Below are 22,965 nucleotides of genomic sequence, written 5' to 3' on the forward strand. Positions count from 1 at the left end.
TTTCCTTTCAGAAAATTCCATGCTTCACCTGGATCCGCTGCAACTTTTCCCCGATAGGATTTATGGTCAGCATCAGAAAAACCACATTGGAAACCATATACGTCACGGTATAGGGAACTGCCGTGGACAGGGCCAGCAGATACCGTTTAAACTCAAAGCCGTCGATCAGGCTCAGCACCGTCCATATATCCATGATGCCCGAATACAGGATTCCCGCCAGCAGCCCCCATATGGCCAGGGGAAGCCTTTTCCGCAAAGCGATCCGCATGCCCGGCAGCCCTGACAGAAGCCCGATAATTCCCCAGGTCAGCATCTGGAAGGGCGTCCAGGGGCCCTGTCCGAAAAAGATGTTGGAAACCACCGCCGAAAGGGAACCCACCAGAAAGCCGGATTCGGGGCCCATATAAATACCGGCCAGAATCACGATGGCGGACACTGGCTTAAATGCCGGAATCGGCCCGAACAGCAGCCGCCCCAGCACGGCGATGGCAGTCATAACCGCAATCATCACCATCCGTCGGATACTCCCTTCCCGTTTCTCATAAGCAAAATAAAAGGGTACGCAGGCCAGGAACGCGATCATCACCGACACCAGATTGTATTTACGGTCCTGCAAAAGCCTGACCCCAAAGGCGATCAACAAAATCACCCCGGCTACCAGGCAGATCCAGCCCAGCACGCGCCGGAAATGATAGGGCGCGGTGTTCTCCAGGACATTCTCTCCGGCATCCTCCGCGACTCCGGTCCTTTCCAGAACAGGCTCCGCAGCTTCCGCTTTTCCCCGAACAGGCGCTTCCGCGCCCGGCAATTTACGCTCCATACCTCATCCCCCGTTTTCCGTCCGCTAATTCCCCGCGGCCGCCGCCCGGCTTCTCTCCTTCGGTTTTCCCGCCCGCGGCAGGCTTTCTGCCGTTCCTGCGGCACAGTTCGATGACCTCCTCACAGGTGACGGCATTGTCATACTGCTGCCGCGCTATCCGGTTGGCGGCGGTGGTATAATAATTATTGTTGCAGAAAAATTCCTCCGGCGTATCCAGAGATGTAATCTCATGATCGAAAAACAGACCGCAGCGGTCGGAAACTCCCGCGGCAAATTCCACGTCGTGGGTTACCATCAGAACCGTGATTCCCTGCCCCTTCAAATCCTTCAAAAGCTCCTGGAGCTGGCGCTTGGACCAGGCGTCAATTCCCTTGGTGGGTTCGTCCAGCAGCAAAAACCTGGGCTGCAAAAGCAGAATTTTCCCGATGGCGGCCTTCTGCTGCTCCCCGCCGCTCAAATCATAGGGATGGCGGTTCAGCAGGCGGCTGATTCCCAGCAGCTCCGCTGTCTCCTCGATTTTCCGCTCCATCTCCCGGTCGCTGTAATTCATGACCTTCTGTATCTCTCTATAGTCCTCCCGCACGCTCATCTTGAGAAAGACAGTCTGGGGATTCTGGGGCAGCGAGGCCAGCTTTCCCGTATACAGCTCCTTGCCGGAATACTTCTGGATTCTCTTGCCGAAAATTTCAATCTTGCCCCGGTAGGGCTTATTTACGCCGGAAATCACGCTAAGCAGCGTCGTCTTACCGGCTCCGTTTCCGCCCAGGATGCTCACGATCTCTCCCTCGTAGACCTGGAGGGCCACTCCCTCCAGCACGTCCGGCAAGTCTCGTTCATAGCGGAAGCAGATATCCTTCATCCGCATGGCCACAGGCCGCTCCGCTTCTGCCTCCGCATCCAGCGGCTTCCTCTCCAGCCGCCGGATCCGGTTCTCATAATTGGCCGCCAGAAAATTCCGCCCATCCCGGACCGTCAGGGGACACTCCGCGTCCGCCGCGTCCAGGCCGTGATAAATCCGCAGGGCGCTGGGCAGGCCCAGGAGCATCTTGTGATCCCCGTTCAGCTGTTTCAGGTCCCGGCCCGCCTCTCTGGGCGGCTCCGCCAGCAGCAGCCTTCCCTGATCCATGATGAATACCCGGTCCGCCACAGGAAAAACCTCTTCCAGCCGATGCTCCGTCAGAAGAATCGTAAGACCCAGGTCCTTATTGATTTTCATCAGCGTATTGATAAAATCCGACGCGGCGATGGGGTCCAGCTGGCTGGTGGGCTCGTCCAGAATCAGCAGCCTGGGCTGCATGGCCATGACAGAGGCCAGATTCAGCAGCTGCTTCTGGCCGCCGGACAGCTCCGTGGTCTTTTTGCGGAACCAGTCGTCGATGCCGAAGAAGCAGGCCATCTCCGCCACCCTGCGGCGAATCACCGGGGTGGGAACGCCCATGTTTTCCAGGCCGAAGGCCAGTTCGTGCCATACCTTGTCCGTGACCGTCTGGTTTTCCGGATTCTGAAGCACATAGCCGATCTCGCAGGCCGCCTCCCGGTCGGAAAGCTCCTCCTGGGGCACGCCGCGGAACCAGATGCGCCCGCTCTGCTCCCCGTGGGGCGCCAGCTCCCGCTTCAGGAGCTTCAAAAGCGTCGTCTTGCCGCAGCCGGATTCCCCGCAGACCACGATGAACTCCCCCTCCTGCACCTGAAAGGAAACGTGTTCCAGGGCCGGGGCAGCCTCTCCGGCATCCCGCGCCTGCCGGGGATAGGTAAATGTCAGATCTTCGACTTTAAGTAATTCCATGACGCTTTCTCCTTTATCTCAATGATCCCAGGTATCGCCATAAACGCGATCACTGGCAGATACCGCAGAACGGACGGCGTATCCCAGGCCAGCCCGGCCACATAAGGGTAATAGAAAAAATCATAGCCGCCCACGGCGAAGCAGGCGAAAATCACCGCCGCCAGAGCGCCCATAACGCCCAGGAGCGCCCCGTCCCGTTTCCGGAAGCGGAAAAGAGTGAAATTCGTCCGGCCTTTGAGCCCGTAGCCCCTGGCCTTCATTGCGTCTGCCGTATCAATGGAATTTTCCATGGACCAGGACACCAGGCTGTCAAACACGCGGATACCGCTGCCTATTTTGTCGGTTACGCTGTCGGAGGCGTACATCCCCATGGTCTTCTGAGCCTGATTGATCTTCCGGATCTGGGTCCGGAACAGTGGGATAAACCGGAAAGCCATGGACAGGATCAGCCCCAGCTTGGGGATCAGCCTGCCGAACAGATACAGGAACTTATCCGTCGTGAGGATCGCGCCGTAGCAGCGGCACCACAGCAGCACGCCCACGATCATCAGCGAAGAAACGCCGCCGTAAATAATCGCCTCCAGGGTGATCGGATTGTCGTTCATAAAAAACAGGACCGTTTCCCCGTTGTGGATGAACAGCGGGTTCGCCAGGGACATCAGCACAAACAGCACCAGAAAAAAGCCCATTTCCGAAATCAGCTTCCTCCAGCCCTTCTGGGCCCCGTACAGCAGAAAACCTCCGGCCAGGGAGGCGAAAATGATGACCGGGTGCATGCTCACCATGGAAAAGCACACCGCCAATATATAATAGGAAAAAAGCACCGCCGGATGGTAGCTCCCAAAACCCTTCATGCCGGTTCCTCCCTTCTCCCCACGACGGCTCCGGTCCCGGCAAAGCTCGTTTCCTCCGCGTCACTGTCCGGCCTGTTGTTCCGTGTCATGTAGTCGTCCCCCACGTCCCGGCCCAGGTCGCAGGTGTAGACCCATTCGACCCTGTCGTGATTTTTCAGCTTCTTGCCGCTGCTGCCCACGCCGGGAAATTCGCCGTTGACCTTATACATCCAGCCGGACAGCTCGCCGCAGGAAAAATCGTACAGATAATTGATCCCCTTGATGAAAATGGTGCTGTAGACGTTGGTGTCCGGACCCTGGTAATCCATCTGAATCTCATTATAGCGGCAGACCCGTTTCAGCAGGTCGAACACCGTGTCGCCCTTGCGCAGCACGTAGGTCGTTTCCGGAAGTATGACCCCGTCCGAGGGCACGTACTTTTCATCCCGCAGCTGCTCGTCCAGGTTGTTCCAGTTCTCCGGCTCCAGCAGCGTGTCACAGCGGATGCTGATGGTTACCGTCTCCAAATCCTCGGTAATATCCTCCATATGGGTGAGATAATACTCGTCTACCGACTGTATTTTCGTGCCCTTCACCAGAAACAGCACCAGAACGGCAGCCACCGCGATCAGAAGAATATTTTTCTTCATGCTCTACCTCCGCCTCTACCAGTCCTCATCGTCGTCCTCCCAGGAGGGTTCCTCTCCGTCTCCGGCTCCAGGGAGCGCCTTTCCAGCCTTTTTCTTTTTCCGGTCCCTCAGCACCAGAACCACGAACACGGCCGCCACCAGCACCACTGCCGCCGCGATAATGGCAGTCATGAAAACCATCCGGTCCGAGGTCTCCGCCTGGACCTCCGCCCCGGTCTTTTCTTCTTCCTCCACCAGTTCCGGAAGGGAAGCCCCGGCCTCGTTGATCTCCTCCTCGGTCACTGTAGGGGCGTCCGACAGGTCAAAGAGTCCGCACTTTCCCTCCCGCAGGCGGCAGACGGCCTCCAGGGCGTAGACAGCCTGGTAGCTGGCCATATTGTTGCCCCCGGTTCCGCCGCCTTCCTCTTCCATGAGCAGGGCGTCGTCGTCCAGACTGTGGGCGATGCTCCCGTCCTCCTGGCTGAAAATCTCCAGCCCGTCCAGCAGGGTATTTCCGTTTTTGATAAAGGCCTGATCGGTTTCCGGCTCCCGGCCCCAGGCCGCCAGCGCCACCATGGCCCAGCTGGTACTCTCCGAGGTGCTAAGCCCGTAGGTGAGCATGGTGCCGTCCTCCTTCTGCATCCCGGCCATGCATGCAAAGGCCTTCTCGGCCGCCTGGTCCACCGTCACCGTTACCTCCTCTTTGGTCACGGCGCTGGTAAAGGTATAGGTCTTGTCGGAATTGCCGTAGGGGGCCAGGGCCGTCAGGGCCATGGAGGTCAGATCCACATCCGAATCGTCGGTCAGCACCAGGCCGAAGCCGCCGTCCGCCAGCTGACGAGACAGCAGGGAGGTGACCAGGTCCTCTCTGGTCCACTGGGCGCCCTCCGGCTCCTCCCAGCCCTTGCTGTCCACCGTCAGCAGGGCCCAGATGTAGCCGTTAATCCCCTGCCTGCCGGGATCGCCCCAGATGCTGTTCCAGGTGCTGTCCTCCAGAAGGTCGATGGGATTCCCCTCCGGGTCCGTCCCGAAGGAGGTGGGATCGCCGCCGCAGGCCTCAACGGTCAGCACAAGCCGGTGGAGATCCGACAGGTTGTAGCGCTTGGCGCTGGTCTCGGTGTCCTCGTAAATTTTCTCCACGGCGTCCCGAAGCCGGCTCAGATAGGCGGCCTGGTTGTCCTCCATGCCAATTCTGGAAATATTAAACGCAACCCAATCGCTGCCTGCTCCTCCCGCGCTGTCCAGCACGTCACCCGCCAGCAGCAGATTTTCCCCGCCTGCCGCCCGCTTCCACTCCACAATCTCCGATTGGAGCTGCCTGGGCCTCTCGGCGTTCAGGCCGTCTCCGGCCGCCAGAACGGCCGGAGCGCCCGCGCACAGCGTGACCGACGCCAGCAGCCACGCTGCCAACGACGTCAGCCATCTCCGGCGCTTTTTCTGTTTTCCCCCTCGTATCCGCCTGTCCATATCCAATAACTTCCTTTCCTCTGGCGCAAACCCGGAACGGGCTTCGCCTTTTCTCATATGCCGATTTTTAATAATGCACCTGCTTTTCTCTCCGCTTCCCGGCCCCCTTGCGCAGAGCCGCGACAAACAGCAGCGTCAGCAGCGCGCAGGCTGAAAATACGATACTCGCCACAAGCAGTATATTTTTCCGCCTCCTGGCGTTGGCCGCCTCGGCCAGCAGGGCCGCTTCGTCCACCGCATCATCCAGGGACACGCCCATGCCGTTCAGTTGTTCCTCCAGCCAGGCCGGAAGGCTTCCGTCCAGGGCCTCCTCCAGGGATTCGTCGGTTCCGGCGGAGGCGTCCTCTCCGGACGCTGCCCCGCCGGAAGATGTGCCGTCCGAAGCGGAGCCGTCTGAGGCTGTGCCGTCCCCGGAGGCGCCTGACGCGCTTCCGGCGGCCGCTGTCCGATTTCCGGTATCCGTACCGGACGAGCCGGAGCCTGTCCCGTTCTGGCCGGACTGGCCCACCGCCGTATTGCCTGGAATCGGCTCTGTGCCGGCACTGCCGTTCACCTGGGGATTCCCAAGAGCCGCGTAGGCCGCCTCGGCGTTCTCCAGAACGCTGAAGTTGGTCACCAGCTTCTTCTCGCCTGCCGTCAGGCTGTCATAGGCCGCCCGGGCGTCGGCAATCTGCTGGCCGCTGGCCTGGCTGACCGCGCCAATCCGGTCGATCAGCTGAATGGTCGTCTGCACCCGCACCAGGGAATCGTACACCGAGGCCGCCGCCGCCAGAATGTCATAATTATGTACCAGCTGCTGCTGATCACCGTTCAGCATATTGTACGCCTGGATGGCGGCCACAATGGCGTCCCCGCTGTCCAGGGTCACATCCGACACGCTCCCCAGGGCGTCGATCAGGTCAATAACGGGCTGGGCCACCACCAGATTCTGATAGGTAACGATGGCCGTCTGAAGCACCTGGTAATCCGTTACCAGAGCCTTCTGGGCCTCCGTCAGCGCGTCATACAGGTCCTGGGCAGCGAAGATCGCGTCCTTCTTCTCCAGAGTTACGGTTCCGATGGCCGCAATCGCCGCGATCACCTCCGAGGCCCGCAGCTTATTGTAAACCTCCTCGGCTCCGATCAGCGTCTCCGGATGGCTGACAAGGCTCTGCTGCTTCTCGGTCAGGCTGTCAAAGGCCAGACGGGCCGCCTGGATGGCGCTTCCACTGTCTGCGGTCACGTCCCCGATGGCATCGATCAGCAGATCCACCTCCGCCGCCATGTCCATATCCTCTTCCGTGACCTCGTTTTCCGCCTCAAGCCGCGCCCAGGTCTCCTCCGCCTCAATCAGCGTCTGGTATCGGGTCACAAGCTCCTTCTGCTCGTCCGTCAGGCTGTCGTAGGCCGAACGGGCGATCTGGATGGCCGTTTTCACATAGGCGGTAAAGATCACCTCGCCGATGTTGGAAATATAGCTGTCCACCTGGGCGGCGGCCGCCATATTCACTTGCTGGTAATACTGCCAGGCGTCCGGCAGGCGGTCGATCTTGCTTCTAGCCTCGTCCCTGTGGCGCTCCACCTCCTCGATGGAATCCGCCAGCAAAATATAGGATTTGGCGTCGGCGATGATCTGACGGATTTCCGTCTGCTCCTGATCCCGGTAGGCGCTTAAATCCACGTAATTCTCCAGAAGCTGGATGGCCTCGTTCCGCGCCTCAGCCAGCTGGCGCTCTGCGGCGTCGGCCTTCGTCTCGATTTCGTAGACGGCGGCCTTGGCTTGGGTCAGCAGGGCGGCCACGGCCTCCATATCCGCGGCCACCCGAATCTGCGCCGCGCTGTCCTCTATGATTTTCCGGACGGCGGCCCAGTTCTCCGGCTCGTAATCCGCCTCCTGCACAAAGGTCTGCAGCTCGGAGATGGCACCGGTTTTGAAATCCTCCAGGGTCAGCTGCCAGGAAAGGATGGGATAGCCGTTCTGGAAGCCCAGATAATCGTGAATAAAGCAGCTGCCGCCGCTGTTCAGGGCGTTCAGCACGTCGTCCCCCTGAAGCTCCGCCTCGCTGACGAATTTTCCGGTGGCCGAGAAGTCCGCGGAGCTTCCCACCAGGGTCCGGTTCAGGGAATCGCTGCGCTTCAGGGCGTAGAGGACGCCCTCGGAGCCCTGGGACAGAATGCCGAACAGCGCGCCCAGACCCAGGCCGGATTGATTCAGGTTCACCGGGCCGGAGGTGTAGCACCAGTCAATGGAGCTTTCGGTACTGAACAGAGCGCCCACCAGGCCGCCCGCGTACCGCTCTCCCGTGATCTCCCCGGTGTTGTAGCAGGAGTAAATCTCCGACCCGCCTTCGGCCACCTCTCCGGCCAGCCCTCCCGCCGTATGGCTGGACCAGACCGCGCCGCTGTTATAGCAGTTCTGCATCCTCGTATAGGTCCGGACGCTTCCTGCCACGCCGCCGGCGTAATAGGTGATGCCTCCCTTTTCCTCGGAAAGGATGCTCACCGAGCCGGTATTGGCGCAGTTCAACAGCTCCGCGTATTTGGTCCGTCCGGCCACGCCGCCGATTCCGGCGTCCAGGGTCTTGATTCCCTCTACGGTAACGCTGACCTGGTTCTGGCAGTTGATAATCTGGCACCGCCTGTTCCGGTCCAGGCCCTCAGCGCGGGCCACGATCCCGGCGGCGTAGGCTGCCCTGCCGTTGACCGTGATGGTACCGCTGACCGTCACGTTCTGGATTTTGTTCTCGCCGGTTCCCACCACGTAGCCGAACAGGCCCGCGTAGGTATCCGCCCGTTCTATAAACAGGCCCCGGACCGTATAGCCGTGCCCGTCAAAGCTCCCGGAGAAGGCCCTGGCCTCGCTGAACCCGATGGGCGTCCAGTTCCGGAAGCCCAGGCTGACGTCATTGCACAGCTCCCCGCAGATGTCGCCGCTTCCCCCCGCGTTCACCCTACTGGCGAACCAGGCCAGCTCACTGCCCGTGGTAATCTGATAAATTCCCTCCTCGCTGAGTACCGGCTCGGTCAGAGTCACGCCGTCCCAGGCCCCCGTTTCGGGGATCTGGTCGATGATGGCGTCGATGGCGTTTTTCGCGCTCTCCATGAGGCTTGTCACCTCCGCGGCCGTTTCCGCCGCCGCGATCTGCTCCAGAGCCTCGTTCCGCGCCATCTTAATCTTATTCATCCAGACGGCGCTGTAGCTTTCCTCCGCCCGGTAATCGGTCACCACCTGAATGGCGTTGGCCCGGATTTCCTCCAGCCGTTTGTCCTCCTCATAGGAAGCCACCTGCTGGTCCAGGGCGTCCCTGCCGTCCCGGATCAGGAGACGGACCTCATCCACATCCGCCGCGGCCGCCAGCTTTTCCGTCCACACCGACAGCAGGTTGTTCAGGTCGGTCTTCTGGGCGTCCGTCAGGTCCGTATGCTCCGAAATCAGCGTTTTGCAGTATTCCTCCAGGGCGATCTGACCGTTGTCGATGGCCTCCATCAGCTCATTGTCCGCTTCGACGCCGGGCTTCACATTGTTCAGCGCCGTCCGGGCCTCCTCCATGCAGGCTGTCAGCGCCTCCTCCGTGGTCACGGCCCCCAGCTTTTCCTTGTAGGTCTGCACCAGGGCTTCAATCTGGGAATAGTTCTTCCCATATTTTTTCCGGTTCACTTCGGAAAGCCAGGCATTCAGCTCCAGCTGAGCCTGGTCGATCTGGGTCAGAAGGCCGGAGGACAGTCCCTGCCATACCAGCTTGGGATAGCCGTCGTTCTCCGTATCATAGGAGGTGGCCATGGTGAAGGCGCTGCCCAGCTTGTATACCATCACCTCGCTTTTCATCTCCTCCTCAGTCAGCATCCTGGCCTCTCCGAGAATCTGGGTGGCGCTGCTGTTGGTCGCCCCCACCACGTTCAGGAAATTACCGGTCACGGAACGGCCGTACACGGTGCCGTAGGAGCCGCTCAGCAGGTAGCCGATGACGGCTCCCCGGCGCACATAGCCCGTATTGGCGTAATTCGTGGCGGAATAGGCGTTCTCGATCACCGGCATGGGCGGCAGCGTCTGCTGGGTCCAGTTTTCATAGCCCACCTGGCCCGCGATGCCTCCCATCTCCGTTCCGCCGCCGGTGCCGTAGCCGCTGATATTTCCCAGATTATAGACATTCCGGACGGCGCACTCCTTGGCCGTCCCGTTGCTGTAGATTCCGGTAGCGGACACCCGCCCGGCGATGCCGCCTAAGAGGGAATTGCCCTTTACATCGCCGTAATTGCAGCTGGAATTGATTTCCGCGCCGCTCTTCACGGCCCCGGCGATGCCGCCCACGCAGAGATACCCCTGGACCGTGGCGTAGTTCGCGCAGTTCACCGCCTGGGCGTTGACGCCGTACAGCAGGCCCGCGATGCCGCCGATGTGGTTCTGGGCCATGCTCACGGTGGTGGACAGCTTGCCCTGGTTCTCACAGTGCATCACCAGTCCCTGGCAGATGCCCACGATACCGCCGGAATTTCGGTACATGGCCTCCCCGTCCATGGTGGTCCTGGCATAGTTTACGCAGTTGATGATCTGCCCGCTCTTCAGGTAGCCGGCGATACCGCCGCTGCCTGCCCGGAGCTGGTCGTTGGAATCCTCGCTCCCGTAATTGCCGTAGCCCTGGATCACTTTTCCCAGCACCGTCACGTTCTGGACCGTGCCGCCGTCGATGACGCCAAAGAGTCCGGCAAACCTGCGCTCCGGATCGTCCATGGTGATTTCGGCCCGCATATACACCACCTTCTGGCCGTTGCCGTCGAAATTTCCCCGGTAGGGGTTCTCCTCCGTGTCGCCGATCATGGTCCAGTTATAGGCCGTGTTGTAGTCGTTCAGATAAATATAATCGGTCAGCCGCCCGTTGATCTCTCCCCGGCCGCTGTTGACCTCCGCCGCGAACCAGGCCAGCTCCGCCCCGGTGCCGATCAGATAGGTGCCGTCCTCGTCGGTAGCCGGAGCCGTCAGCGTCTGGCCGTCCCAGGGATTTTCCACCGAAGCCGCCAGGACCTCCGTCACAAATACGGACGCCGGGTCCGCCAGCATGGCAAAGGCCAAAAGCACCGCCAAAAGCCGCGCCAGCACGGGCGTTTTTCTCCTTTTTTTCCGTCTTGCCTCCATCACTGTCCTCCTGGTACTATGACGTTCCCGGGGCTGCCGCACAGAGCATTTAGGTGTCGATTGTGGACGCTTTGTTCGACGGCCCCATGATAGAAATTATAGAAAATAGATGTATTTCAGCTGCATCCGCTGGAAGAAGCCGCCCCCCGCGAAGACCCGCCGCCAGATCTTGTCCTTAAAGCGTTCCACGATGTCCCGCTGCTCCTCGGTGATTTCGTTCCCGCTGTAGACCGCCTCCTGGCGGATGGCGACCACGGCCCGGTACTCCTCCGCTGTTTCCCCGTCGAACATCTCCCGGATATTCCGCTCATAGCGGAACAGGGAAATATTGCGGATCCGAAGGCCCGCCACCGAAAGCAGGTTCATGGTATAGGCGTACAGGGCGCAGACCGCCTCACGCTTATCCGACGAGGTAAAGAGCCGTTTGGCCTTCCGGCTTTTGCGCCTCTGGAGCAGGAGCCAGATCAGGAAGCCCAGCATGACCAGCACCAGCAGGCAGGCGCCGATGAACAGCGCCACAGTCAGGATCAGCATCCAGTCGATCTGGAAGTTTTCCTCCTCCTGCTCCTCTTCCTCTTTTTCCTCTTCCTCCTCCTGGTTCTGCTCCTCTGAGCCCAGGCCGTCCAGGCCGGAAATATCCTGGTACTCGTCGGCCTTATCCATGACGTTCAGATAAGAGGGCGTGGTCTCAAAGGGCAGCCAGCCCACCCCGTCCTGATAATACTCCACCCAGGCATGGGCGTGGGTATCGTCCAAGACGTAAGGCTCCCCCGCCGTCATGGCCGCCGCGTCCTCCGGCGTCACCAGATAGCCCTCCACGTACCGTGCCGGGATGCCGTAGTACCGGAACATCATGGCCGCCGCGCTGGCAAAGTGGACGGAATAGCCCTCTTTCGTCCCCCTCAGGAAATCATAGACGAAATCCGAGCCGTTCCAAGCGCTTTCCAGCTCGTCCGTATCCGTGTAATCCGAGGTCAGCAGGTACAGAATATTCTGTTTCGCCTCGGCATAGTCCGCGTGAGCTTCCCCTTCGCCGGTTTCGGCCGGGCCCAGCAGCTCGTTGAACACGGATTTCAGCTGGACCGGAAGGTCCAAATAGGCGGAATAGACAAATTCGTTGTAGTAACCCTCCAGGTTCTGATAGGCCCGCCCCGCCTCCGTCAGGGAATCTTCCTTTAAAAGGGCGGCGTCATAGGAGGGATAGTTGGTAATCTGATTGGACAGCGCCTCATAGGAATACTCCCGGCTGCCCCTAAGCCCCGACGCAAGCAGGCCGGAATCCCCGATCTTCTGACCATCCAGTTCGTTTCGCATCAGGCTGCCCTCCCCGGACTGAAGCTCGTAAGGCACATAGCAGTATTTGGAGCTGCCGGACAGATTTTTGACCTGAACGACGTTTTTTTCCTCCGAAGCCGCCTCATCACTCAAAGCCACCGCTGCGTCGCCTAAGCACTCCTGGCCATAGAAGCCCTCCTGGTGAAGCCAGTAGAACAAATCCCTGTTCTCCCACAGCAGCAGGGAAGCCGTATTGGTCCATCCGGTCCCCGTATAGCTTCCGCCGGTGAAGCCCCGCAGGTAATAGGATTCCGGGCGGCTCATGGTGATCTCCAGCACCGCCTCCCCCTGGGTCTCCAGGGAGCCCAGGCCCGAAAAGTCCCCCTCCGGCAGCACCTCGCCGCCGCCCCCGTAGCGGGCCTCATTGATGGTACAGGCCAGATCCTCCTTCACATCCGAAAAGAAGGGAAACTCCCCCAACGAAAGCCGGTCCGCCAGGAAGCCGCCTGCTGCCGCCAGAACCGCCGCTGCTACAGCCGCCAGGGCGAAGGCCTCCGGCAGGGCCAGCCGCTGCCGCCCGGCAGGCGTCCGTTCCCCATGGCTCCGTATCCACACCGCCAGAAAGCAGAGGGACGCCGCCATGGCCCAGACCGGCTCCGGCCCCACTCCCGTGACCATCCACAGAAGAAAGAGGGACGCCGTCTGGAGGCCCAGCAGAAGCCGGTTGCAGGACCGCACCAGGTAGAAGCCCGGCAGGGCCGCCAAGGCGCCCAGCCAGATCAGGGCTGTGTGAAGGGCAGCCCCCTGCATCGTCTCCCCCAGGGTCACGGCGTAGGCGGGCAGCAGATAGGGAAACCGCCGTCCCAGGGCATCCACCGCGTAATTGGTGACCAGGTGAAGGCCGTTTTCCCAGATTTCCCGGAAAATCAGGGCGAATAAAACCAGCGCAGCGCCCCAGGCCAGCAGCTTCAGCCGCCGCGCCCTCTTCCGCCCCAGGCCGCAGAGACCCATGGCCAGCGCTACGGCCCCCAGGGCGGGCAGGCATAGCCCCAGGGCGGCCGGAAGCTCCAGGGCCGAAGCCAGCCAGGCCCACAGCCCGGCCAGATACAGCCACAGGAACAGCCCGTCCACCAGAAAGGCCGTTATTCTGTTTTTTCTGTCTCCCCGCTCCGGGGCGCTCTCCAAAGCGAACGCCCGGACGCGGGATGCATTTTCCGTCTCTCTTTTCCTCTTCATGGGTTTTCTGTCTCTCTGTCTGTCCTTTATTCGTTTCCCGTCTCTGCCTGTCCTTTTGGCGCGCCGGGAATGTCAAATTTCTATATAAGAGAGGGCCTCCGCCGCCGTCTCCGGCGAAGCACCCACCACCGCCATGCCGTCCCGCTGGTCGAGGCCGCCCCCTCCGGGGCTTATGAGTACCTCCGTCAGCAGGCATTGGCTGGCCAGAAAGCTCAGGCCGGGCCGGTGCTGGGGCGTGAAAATCACCACATGGGCAAATTCCAGCTGCTCCCTGCTCTCCATGTAATGCTCGGCCACGGACATGCCATCCTCGCCGGGCACCGCGCCCAAAAGGCCCGGAAGCAGGCCCGGAAGCTCCTCCTCATTTTCCAGCTCCACGCAGGAAAAGGTGTTCTCCTCGTGGTTCTGCCAGCCCACGCTGTGTACGGTCTGCTGGCTCAAAAGCTCCTGGGAAACGGAAAGCAGAGCCTCCGCCAGGGCGTCCAGGCAGTCGGGCTCCGGCTTTTCGCCGCCCGGCAGGCTGCCCGTCTCCAGCAGCAGTAAGATGGTATTCTGAATGGGCAGGCCGTAGTCCCGCACCATCAGGCTGCCGAACTTTTCCGTCAGCTTCCAGTGAATCTGGCGGATGCGGTCGCCGGGCCGGTATTCCCGGATGGCAAAAGTTTCCGAGGGGTCGTAGCCCGCCTTCCGCATGGAATATTCATCGCTGTCCATATCCGCGCTCTCCCCGTAGGAAATCTGGGTTTCCACGGAAAAGGTGCGGGGAGAGGCCAGGGTCAAGGCGCAGACCTCCTCCGGAAGCCGCACCCGGAAGCGGAACAGGCCGAAGAGGTCGAAGCAGGTGAGCTGCCTCACCGAGACCCGCACCCGTCCGCTGTGGCGGCTTTTGAGCCGCAGCTCCGTCCCCGTGCGGCTCCTGGCCGGGGCGGCCATCCGCAGGGTGGACAGCTCCCGCTCTCCGGTCAGCAGATTCTCGCAGCAGACCTGGCAGAGCAGGCGGTCGGCCGGAAAAAGACTCTTATTTTCCACCGAGAGCCGTCCCGCCGTGACCGCCCCTTTCTCCCCGTAGGGGGAAAGGGTCAGCTCCGCCCGCAGCCGCCCTGCCGTCCGCCTGGCCGCCAGAGCTGCCAACAGAGGCAGGACCGCCGACACGGCCAGCAGCAGATACCCCGCCGCGCTCTCGGTGACGGCCAGGAAGAGAAAGGCGAAGGCCAGCCACAGAACCCACAAAACTCTGGATTTTCTCATGTCAGCCTCCCTCAGCGCCCCCGGTCCGGCGATTTTGTCCGCTTCATCACCTGCAGCAGCGCGTCTCTGGCCGTCAGTTCCGCCACCCGCGCCCTGGGGTTCATGATGACCCTGTGGGCGCACACGTCCAGGAATACCTGCTGGACATCCTCCGGCATGACGAAATTCCTGCCGTTCAGGTAGGCGTGAGCCTTGGCCATGCGCACCACGGCCAGGGCCCCTCTGGGACTGACGCCCAGGCGGATCATCTCGTCCTGACGGGTCTCCATGGCCAGGGATGTGACATATTCCAGAATGGCGTCCTCCACATGGACGGCCCGGACCTCCTCCTGCATGGCCAGGATTACCTCCCTGGGAACAACCCCTTCCGCCCGGTCAATGGGGTTCACCGTCTGGCGGTCCCTCAGAATATTCACCTGGCTCTGGAAATCGGGATAGCCCATTTCCAGGCGGATCATAAACCGGTCCAGCTGGGCCTGGGGCAATAGCTGGGTGCCCGCGGAGCCCACCGGGTTCTGGGTGGCGATGACCACAAAGGGCTTCGGCAGCCCATGGGTCACGCCGTCCACCGTCACCTGGCCCTCCTCCATGACCTCCAGAAGGGCCGACTGGGTTTTGCTGGAGGTCCGGTTGATCTCGTCGGCCAGCAGCAGATTGGTCATGACTACCCCCGGCTTGTAGTCAAAGCTCCCCGTTTCCTTATTGTATACGGAAAAGCCCACGATGTCCGACGGCACCACGTCGGGGGTAAACTGCACCCGGTGGTAATCCATCCCCATGACCCGGGAGCAGGCCACCGCCAGGGTGGTCTTGCCCACGCCGGGAACGTCGTCCAGAAGGACGTGGCCTTCCGACAAAATAGCCATCAGCACCCGCTCCACCACGGTGCGCTTTCCCACAATTACCTTCTCAATCTCTTTGATCACAGCGTCTGTGCGACTGTTCATCTGTCCGTTTCCTCCTCGTTATCCGTAAACTCCCGTATCGACCTCCACGCCCACGTCGTTGCCCACATCCAGGGTATACAGCAGATGAATCTCATCGCCGTCCCGGAGGGCCCAGGTTCCCATGCCCAGGGCAATGTACTGGTGATTCACCGTAACCATCCAGCCGGAGCCGGAGGTAAAGTCCTTTTCTCCCAGGCTGTCCAGGCTGGCCGGGTTCTCGTCCAGCCAGAAGCCCTCCTCCTCCAGCAGGGAGCGCTCCTCCTCCGATATGCTCCAGCCTTCCAGAATCCCCTGCTTCTGAATGTGCCGCAGCCAGTAATCACTGCCGGAGGGGCTGCCGTCGTGGATGGTCGTATAGCCGTAGGCCGCCAGCCGCTCCTCAATCACCTCCGCGACGCTCTTTCCAGAGGATACCATGACGTACTCGTCAATCATGGTCCCCAGACCCACCGTCTCGGCCGACATAATCAGATGGATCTTCATGCTCTGCTCCTCCGGGTCGAAATAGATAGTCAGGGTCTTTTCCGCCGTGTACTGGTTGGCATCTACGGCGCGGACATAGAGCGTATTCTCCCCCTCGGTCAGATAGAGGTTAAAAACATATTCCGCGGTCCCGTAGGCGATGCTGTCAAAATTCAGGTATTCCCCGTTCAGATACACCTGGAAATCCGTGCCGTACTGATCCAGCCAGTTCCCGGCGCTGTCCTGGACCTTGACGCCGACCTGTTTCGGATTCTTGCGCACCGTCTCGCCGTCGGCCAGGTCGATTTCAATTCTAACTTCATTGGTACCGCTTCCTCCCGAGGGCGTCTGCCTCTGGAAAGTAATTTCCCACTGATACCACTGCCTCTCCCCGTCGGAATCCAGGCAGACCACCTCAAAGACCGTGGGCTGGCTGGTATCTAGGGCCACCGTGGCGTAGTTGTCGCCGCCCGCCAGGCTGGTCAGGTCCACCGTCCCGTTCCGCGTCGCGGCCGTAAAGCTGATGAGCTGCTCCTTCCCCGTATTTTTGGAATAGGTAAGGCGCACGGAAAAGTCTGAGGACTCCGACGCATAGGTCCAGGCGGTCAGGCCCTTGAACACCTTGTCCCCCACGGAGCGGTCGTTGGAAATGGTCTCGGAGAACCGGGCGCTGGGGCCGTCGAACCGCACCATGAAGCTGCCGGTTTGATACACAAGGGTGCAGGTAAAGGTCTTCTGCTCCGTGCCCGACACGTCCGCCACCACCCGCAGGAGGTTCTGGTCGCCGGGCGTCAGCGAAAGCCGGTAAATCCCGTCGGAATCCGCCGACTGCGGCACGCCGCCGAGCCTCACCCGGCTGCTGACGGCGGAAATGGTTCCTCCGGTGTTCTTCTCGGCGATGACCTCCACCCAAAAGCTCTCCTGGTAAACGGTCAGGGTTCCCCCGTCGGGCAAATCCTCCCCGGTCCGGGCGTTGACCACCCGGAGGGAAACCGTCCCTTCCGGTATGTAAGTAATCGTATAGACCTTCGTACAGGCCGTATACTCATCGACGGTGGTGTTCTCCCTGGCCCGGAATTTCAGCATGACATAGACGCTGTTGGCCCCTTCCTGAAGCCGAATCCGATTGTCCCCGGTGGCAGCCGTCTGCTGGGCGCCGTTCACGAACACCGTAAACCGGGGATCGTCCAGCTGCAGCCCCTTTTCCGTCAGGGAAATGGTAAAGGAATAGTCCTGCTCCGTGACCTGACAGTCCCGGAGGCTGGTGGTGAAAAGCTCCTTGGCCTGCTCCGCGTTCAGGGTCTTTTCTTCCCCGCCCTCGGTGGGCAGGTTTCCCGTTTCGCCCCCGCCACTTCCGCCGCCTTCCCCGCTGCCCTCGCCGGGCCCATCGCTGCCGCTGCCGTCTGATCCTGTCGAAGATGATGTCTGGTTTTTCTGAATCAGGGACAGCAGGCTGCCGCTCAAGGCGTCCGAGGTCACAGGCTGGTTCACATAGGTGCTTCCCTGCTGAGGCTGCTGCTCCTGCTGCTTTTCCTGCTGCTGCTCCTCCTGGGGCTGGGCCGTTTCCTGCTGCTCCTGCTGCTCTTCCTCTTCCTCCTGCTCCGCCTCGCTGCCGCTTTCGCCGGAATTGATATTGGCATTCTCCACGCCTGCCAGCTGCTCCTGGTCCATGGCAAGTGTGGAGGAGGTCAAATACATGCGGGAAGCCTCCGCCTCCCGGCTCTCCATGGGATTTTCCGGAGCAGTCCGCCCAAAACCGGCCAGCAGCACGCACAAAACCAGCGCCAGACCCATTACCCCCAGCGCTGCCCCCGTCTTTTTCAGTTTTTCTCCGGTTTTCAATCCTTTCATCCGCCTTCCGCTCCTGTCCTTTCCTGTTCCTTCTGTCGATACTCCGCCCATAAAATGGGGCGGAGGCGGGGCTGCCGCGGGAAGCCCTCAACGCTCCTTCCATGTTTCGATGCTTCCCGCGCCAGCTCCGGCATGCGCGCCCTTTTTATGGCCGTTTGCCCTTAACGGCGGGCGTTCCGGCGTTTTACAACGACTGCCGCCGTAACTCCGCAGGCCGCTGCCGCCAGCAGAGCCACATAAACAGCCATAAGGCTATTGTCGCCTGTCTTGACTGCGGAGCCCGTGGTCGTCGTGCCTCCGGTAGTGCCGGTAGACGGTTTGTTCGTTGTGGTCGGCTTTGTGTCCGGCTTTTCCGTGGGTGTTACGGTGGTCGTGGAACCCAGCTTCTCGATGACTTCCGTTTCCTTCTCGCCGCATACGGAGCAGACTCTTTCCTTGCTGCCTTCCGCGTCTGCAGTGGCCTCGGTCACAACCTTCCAGCCGTCCGCATCCGTATCGTCGCTCACGGTCCAGGTATGGGCCGTCTTCGCGATGGTCTCCGTCTTGGTAGCTTTCTCACATACGGTACAGGTATATAACATTTCACCTTCCTCGGAGCAGGTCGCCTCCTTGATCACCTTGCCGTCGTCCCAGGTGTGGGCCGCCAGATCCAGCTCTGCCGTCTCCAGCAGCTCTCCGCAGCGTCCGCAGCGGCGCTCCTGAGTGCCCTTCTCCACGCAGGTGGAGGGCTTAGTCACCGTCCAGACGCCGTCGTCATGGCCCAGCTCCGGTATATCCGTATCGCTGATGACCGTCCCGCAGAGGCCGCAGACCACCGTCTTGTGGCCCGCCTCCGTACAGGTGGCCGGATCGTCCACTGTGGTCTGGTACTGATCCGCCGGATGGTTTACTGTAATATTGGATACCAGAGTGGTCGAGTCGCTGTCGCCCTGAGCGTTGCTGAAATACAGGTTGTTGACGGTCACCGTTACCGGCGTCTCGGAACACTTCAGTACCTTAAACGTCATGTTGATAGTTCCCCCGGCAAAGGCGTTGTTGGAGGATGTCACATAACCGAAATTTCCGCCCGCACCGCTCTCCATGCCTGCCGGAATGCCCGCGTATGTGGTTCCCTCATACTGCAGCAGGGAGCTGTCATAGCCCTTGCTGGGCTCTCCGTGAATGGCCGTGATATTCGCCGTCTCGCTGGAGAAGGTGATCGGGATCGTAATCGTATCCCCTACCTCCGCGGTCACGTTTCCGATACTGGAGGTTACCACGGGCGCTCCCGCCGCCTGGACCTCTGTGGCTCCCGGGAATGTTACGGCAGCAATTCCCAGCAGCGCAGCCCCTAAAACGGACAACCATTTTTGCTTTGTTCTCATCGCTTTTCTCTCCTTTTTGTTTTTTATTTATTTATTTGAAACATCGCCCGAAGGCGCGGTTTCCCTTATCTGCGCGGCGGCCTCAGCCGCCGGAGGTCACCAGCTCCAGCAGAAGGCTGACGTCGGCGTTGGTTACCTGTCCGTCTCCGTTCATGTCCGCCTTTTCCGCGGACAGGACGGCCCCTTCCGTAACCCCATCCAGCAGGATGGCCACATCGGCGTTGGTAATCTTGCCGTCGCCGTTTATGTCCCCCAGGTCCCCCTGGGGCGGATCAGGCCCCACAGGCCCCGGATTGTCGGTTCCGTCCCAGGCCGGGATTTCCACCTGGATACCACTGCTCCAGCGCTGGGCGTAGCTCATCTCATAGAGATAGACCACGCTCTCCTCCGCCGTAAAGCCCTCCAGGGTCACCGTGTTTTCGCCCGCCGTGACCGCTATGCGCGTTCCGTTTTTGGAAATCTCATTGGCCGAGGGCAGGCCCGCCGTCCCCTCCTTCCGGTCCGGCAGGTAATACAGGTAGCCGGCCATATTGGCCGTCACCTTCAGGGTCACCCTTTCCTCCTGACGGCTGACCACTGCCCCGGATCCGGCCGATATGCTGGGCCGGTCGTTGTTCCGGAACATGGACAGACGGTAGGTTCTCTCTGTCGCCCCGTCCTCCGCCGTCACCGTGACGTCCACCACGGCGGCCGACGTGCTGGCGGGCTTCACCATATAGCGCTGCCTGGGGCCCTCTGCCAGCTGTACGGTCATGGGCTCAATCTCCGTCCCCGGATCGGAGCCCGATACGCCGCTGACCACTGTCACCCGGACCGAAGCCTGGGAGTCCTCCGGCAGCAGCGGCCATACATAGTAGGTCCCGATGGCGTCATTGCCGTAAAGGGAGGAATTATAGCCGGTTATTTCCGGGTCGAAGGCCGGCTCCAGCTCCATCTGCATGATGGTCAGAACCGGGGAATAGCTGACCTGTAGATTTTCCAGGGCCGCGTCGCTGCTCCTCTGCCGAATGGTGAACCGGTAGACGCGGGTCTGGCCGTCCATGGTCAGCAGCACCTCGATTTCCGCCCGGCCCTCCGTCAGCGTCACGGTCTGAACGTTGCCCTCCCGGCCCTCCACGGAGACCACGGCCCCCTGGCTGGCCGTGAAGGTGAGGGTGACCTGGTCCGCCCCGGCGTCCAAAAGGATTGAGTGGCTCTCCGCCTGGCGGTCGAACTCCGCCCCGCCGTCTATGACCACATTTTCCCCTTCTGCCTCCACCCCTTCCAGGTAGAGATCCGTGGGCTTCAGGGCGTACAGCCAGGCGGATTCATAGCGAATATAGAGATTTCCCTGGCTGTCCGCCAGAACACTGCCGCCGCCGTTGCCGGAGACCGCCGTCTGCTGGTAAAGCAGGCCGCTGCCCTCCACCGGCTCCGCGGCGCCCGCCCGGTCCTTTAACAGGTACACGCTGCCCGAAGCGCTGTCCGTGGTAAAATACACGTACACACAGCCCTCCTGGGCCTCGTAGGCCGTGGTGAGTGTCCCCGGCCCCTTGGGGCAGCCACGGATCTCCATCCGGTAAGCCAGGGAAAGGCTTCCGTCGTCCTGCAGCTGCACCACATTCAGATAATAGGGGGCCAGCACCACACCGTAGATGTCCTTTGTGGCGCTTCCCACGTAGATCCTGCCGTTATAGACCAGGGGCGTCCCATAGACGGTGCCGCCCAGGTCCAGAACCGCGACCCCTTCCTCGTCCAGCCTTCCGTCCTCCCCGTAGGGATAAGAAAAGAGCCAGCCGTTTTCCGTGGCAAAGTAAATTCTGCCCCCGTCCTGGCAGACGGCCGTGGAGGCCGCCCCCGCTTCCGACGGAAGGGAAAGGCTCTGGAGGGTTTCCCCGGTCCGCTTATCCAGGCAGTAGACGCTACCGGAGCGCCCGCAGGCGTAGAGGCATTTTTCTCCCGTATACACGCCCGTCCGGTAATAGCCCCCGCTGTCGTACTTCCTCCAGACCGCCGATTTCTGCTCGTCGGTCCTGTCCGGGTCCTCGTCCGTCACCGACAGGCAGACCAGATTGCCGTCCGCGAAACCGGCGTACAGATAGCCCGAATCGTAGCGGAGGGCCGTGGAGGCGTTGCCGCCCACGGTGTCCGTATAAACCCACAGGGATTCCAGGGTTCCGGCGTGAAAGGCCTGGACGCGGCCGTCGTTTAGCGGAACGAAGATCATTCCCGCCCCGTACAGCGGCTTATTGAAGGAGCTGTTGCCCCTGGCCGCCATGGAGGCGCTTTTGACCACCTCCCCGGTCTCCCGGTCCAGATACATCAGCACGTTTCCGGAAAAGCAGCAGATATAGTCCTCCACCAGAATCCCGTCGCTGACACTGTTGCTGTAGTCGGCGTTGGCGCCGTACTGCTGCTTCCACTTCACCTCCACGTACTCTAAGGCCCTGGGCGCGGCGGCGTCTACGATATTCTGATTGTCCTCGTTTTTCCAGTAGCCGCCCCACTGGGCCTCCAGCTCCTCCAGGGTGCTGTCCGCCGATTTTTCCAGGGTATAGCTCTGCTCCTCGTCGCCCTCAATGGTGAAGCTGCCGCTCTGGGACTGATAGCCCGGAGCGGAGACCGTATAGGTATAGGTTCCGCCCTTGATCAGCTCGTAGCGTCCATCCTTCGGATCAATCTGAACGTTTTCCCGGTCGTAGACGGCGAACACCGCGTCCGCGGGGTCCAAATTTACCGTCAGGTAGCAGACCTCGTCCACATAGACCGTCAGCGTATAGGCGTAGGGAACGGAGTATACACCATCCCCAGCCTCCAGCACCGCCGTGACCGTTCCCGGCTCCAGGGGGAGCAGGTACTCGCCGTCCGTCAGCTCCTGGCCGTTGACCGCCAGCCGGACGCTGGTCTTCTCGGCCGGCGTCAGGTTCAGCTTCAGCCAGCTGGCAGAGGAGGGCACGTGTACCGAATAGGCAAAGGTCGTTTTCTTAAATTCCGGGCTGTAGGCCACCGTTCCGCCGCCCTCGTCCGTCAGGGTAAAGCCGCCCAGATAGGAGCCCCTGACAATATGTATCTGATACGTTTCCGTCCGGCCCTGGTCGGTCACCTCCAGAACCAGCTCTCTGGGCGTGGTATCGTAGGCCTTGATTACCCGGCCCGCCGTACTCGTCAGGGAGGTGGTCTCGTCCACCGGAAGCTCCAGGGCGGCCTCCTCTCCCGTGTTCACGTCGGTAAAGCGGGCCGTGATCACCGCCGTGCTGAAAATATCGTCCCGGAGCTGGGGTCTCACATAGACCACGTTGGTGTTCTCCGGGACTCTCAGGGTAAATTCCCGGCTCCCCGGCGTTCCCTCGGTCAGCTCATAGCGGTTGCTGCCGGAGCTGTTCTGCATGAAAAGTACGCTCTCCAGCATGGGTTCCTGGACCGTGACCAGCACCGGACAGCTGGCGGTAAAGCCGCCGCCCGATACCGTGATCACCGCCGTGCCCCCGGCCCCCTCCGGAGCCATCACCACAGCCTCCGTGCCGCTGCCCTCCACCCGGGCCACAGCCGGATCGTCGGAACTCCAGACCAGCTCCGGCTCCTCAGTGGTATCCGCCGGAACGTAAGACACGGTCAGGCTCTTCTGCTCCCCAGTCTTCATAAACAGACTGGAACGGTTCAAAGTCATTCCCTCCAGAGGAATGACCGCCCGAGATGCGCCGTTCTCCACAGTCTCCGCCGCCGCTTTGACCGAAAGGGGGCTAAAGGCCGAGAGGGCGGCCAGCAGGGCTAAAAGCACCGCCCCCACATGTTTCTTCCATTTTTTTCTTTCCGCCATCCCGGCCTCCTTACTCATTTTCCGTTGCTTCCGTTATTTCTGTTATTCCGTCGCTTCTATATGAGGGCAAAGGCCAGAAACGAATCCAATGCTCGTTTTATCTTTTTATTGGCCTTCCCTTCTGTCTTTTTTTCACAAAAA

The 22,965-nt window shown here is 61.0% G+C and carries 12 protein-coding genes; all 12 read right to left on the reverse strand.

Features of this window, described 5'->3' with window-relative positions:
- Positions 1 to 7: 7 nt before the first annotated feature.
- Positions 8 to 820, reverse strand: coding sequence for an ECF transporter S component (locus tag H9Q79_RS13235; RefSeq protein WP_118646621.1), 813 nt, complete (start codon positions 818 to 820; stop codon positions 8 to 10).
- On the reverse strand, positions 810 to 2,606 hold the full coding sequence (locus H9Q79_RS13240) for an ABC transporter ATP-binding protein (protein ID WP_118646619.1): 1,797 nt from the start codon (positions 2,604 to 2,606) through the stop codon (positions 810 to 812). Before H9Q79_RS13240 ends, H9Q79_RS13235 begins: the two co-directional genes overlap by 11 nt.
- Positions 2,579 to 3,460, reverse strand: coding sequence for an energy-coupling factor transporter transmembrane component T (locus H9Q79_RS13245; protein WP_118646617.1), 882 nt, complete (start codon positions 3,458 to 3,460; stop codon positions 2,579 to 2,581). Before H9Q79_RS13245 ends, H9Q79_RS13240 begins: the two co-directional genes overlap by 28 nt.
- On the reverse strand, positions 3,457 to 4,089 hold the full coding sequence (locus H9Q79_RS13250) for a DUF4430 domain-containing protein (RefSeq protein WP_249328490.1): 633 nt from the start codon (positions 4,087 to 4,089) through the stop codon (positions 3,457 to 3,459). The genes H9Q79_RS13245 and H9Q79_RS13250 overlap by 4 nt, the downstream gene beginning before the upstream one ends.
- A 15-nt stretch (positions 4,090 to 4,104) precedes the next feature.
- Complete coding sequence (locus tag H9Q79_RS13255) at positions 4,105 to 5,535, reverse strand: prenyltransferase/squalene oxidase repeat-containing protein (RefSeq protein ID WP_249328491.1); 1,431 nt, start codon at positions 5,533 to 5,535, stop codon at positions 4,105 to 4,107.
- Positions 5,536 to 5,602: 67 nt separating this feature from the next.
- Positions 5,603 to 10,645, reverse strand: coding sequence for a hypothetical protein (locus H9Q79_RS13260; protein WP_249328492.1), 5,043 nt, complete (start codon positions 10,643 to 10,645; stop codon positions 5,603 to 5,605).
- Between the two features lie 96 nt (positions 10,646 to 10,741).
- Positions 10,742 to 13,156, reverse strand: coding sequence for a transglutaminase-like domain-containing protein (locus H9Q79_RS13265; RefSeq protein ID WP_147371471.1), 2,415 nt, complete (start codon positions 13,154 to 13,156; stop codon positions 10,742 to 10,744).
- A 72-nt stretch (positions 13,157 to 13,228) separates the two neighbouring features.
- A complete protein-coding gene (locus H9Q79_RS13270) occupies positions 13,229 to 14,404 on the reverse strand; it encodes a DUF58 domain-containing protein (RefSeq protein WP_118646605.1) in 1,176 nt (391 codons plus the stop codon).
- Positions 14,405 to 14,415: 11 nt separating this feature from the next.
- Positions 14,416 to 15,351, reverse strand: coding sequence for an AAA family ATPase (locus H9Q79_RS13275; protein ID WP_118646603.1), 936 nt, complete (start codon positions 15,349 to 15,351; stop codon positions 14,416 to 14,418).
- A gap of 18 nt (positions 15,352 to 15,369) precedes the next feature.
- Positions 15,370 to 17,664, reverse strand: coding sequence for a hypothetical protein (locus H9Q79_RS13280; protein WP_249328493.1), 2,295 nt, complete (start codon positions 17,662 to 17,664; stop codon positions 15,370 to 15,372).
- A gap of 161 nt (positions 17,665 to 17,825) precedes the next feature.
- A complete protein-coding gene (locus H9Q79_RS13285) occupies positions 17,826 to 19,028 on the reverse strand; it encodes a cohesin domain-containing protein (protein ID WP_118646601.1) in 1,203 nt (400 codons plus the stop codon).
- A gap of 82 nt (positions 19,029 to 19,110) precedes the next feature.
- A complete protein-coding gene (locus tag H9Q79_RS13290; protein ID WP_249328494.1) occupies positions 19,111 to 22,824 on the reverse strand; it encodes a cadherin-like beta sandwich domain-containing protein in 3,714 nt (1,237 codons plus the stop codon).
- Between the last annotated feature and the right edge of the window lie 141 nt (positions 22,825 to 22,965).

The sequence above is a fragment of the Wansuia hejianensis genome (genome assembly GCF_014337215.1).
Taxonomy (GTDB): Bacteria; Bacillota; Clostridia; order Lachnospirales; family Lachnospiraceae; genus Scatomonas; species Scatomonas hejianensis.

Excerpts from the sequence above, each read along its gene's own strand:
- H9Q79_RS13235 (WP_118646621.1), bottom strand. The coding sequence starts at position 820 with ATGGAGCGTAAATTGCCGGGCGCGGAAGCGCCTGTTCGGGGAAAAGCG.
- H9Q79_RS13270 (WP_118646605.1), bottom strand. The coding sequence starts at position 14,404 with ATGAGAAAATCCAGAGTTTTGTGGGTTCTGTGGCTGGCCTTCGCCTTT.
- H9Q79_RS13255 (WP_249328491.1), bottom strand. The coding sequence starts at position 5,535 with ATGGACAGGCGGATACGAGGGGGAAAACAGAAAAAGCGCCGGAGATGG.
- H9Q79_RS13250 (WP_249328490.1), bottom strand. The coding sequence starts at position 4,089 with ATGAAGAAAAATATTCTTCTGATCGCGGTGGCTGCCGTTCTGGTGCTG.
- H9Q79_RS13280 (WP_249328493.1), bottom strand. The coding sequence starts at position 17,664 with ATGAAAGGATTGAAAACCGGAGAAAAACTGAAAAAGACGGGGGCAGCG.
- H9Q79_RS13260 (WP_249328492.1), bottom strand. The coding sequence starts at position 10,645 with ATGGAGGCAAGACGGAAAAAAAGGAGAAAAACGCCCGTGCTGGCGCGG.
- H9Q79_RS13290 (WP_249328494.1), bottom strand. The coding sequence starts at position 22,824 with ATGGCGGAAAGAAAAAAATGGAAGAAACATGTGGGGGCGGTGCTTTTA.
- H9Q79_RS13275 (WP_118646603.1), bottom strand. The coding sequence starts at position 15,351 with ATGAACAGTCGCACAGACGCTGTGATCAAAGAGATTGAGAAGGTAATT.
- H9Q79_RS13245 (WP_118646617.1), bottom strand. The coding sequence starts at position 3,460 with ATGAAGGGTTTTGGGAGCTACCATCCGGCGGTGCTTTTTTCCTATTAT.
- H9Q79_RS13285 (WP_118646601.1), bottom strand. The coding sequence starts at position 19,028 with ATGAGAACAAAGCAAAAATGGTTGTCCGTTTTAGGGGCTGCGCTGCTG.
- H9Q79_RS13265 (WP_147371471.1), bottom strand. The coding sequence starts at position 13,156 with ATGAAGAGGAAAAGAGAGACGGAAAATGCATCCCGCGTCCGGGCGTTC.
- H9Q79_RS13240 (WP_118646619.1), bottom strand. The coding sequence starts at position 2,606 with ATGGAATTACTTAAAGTCGAAGATCTGACATTTACCTATCCCCGGCAG.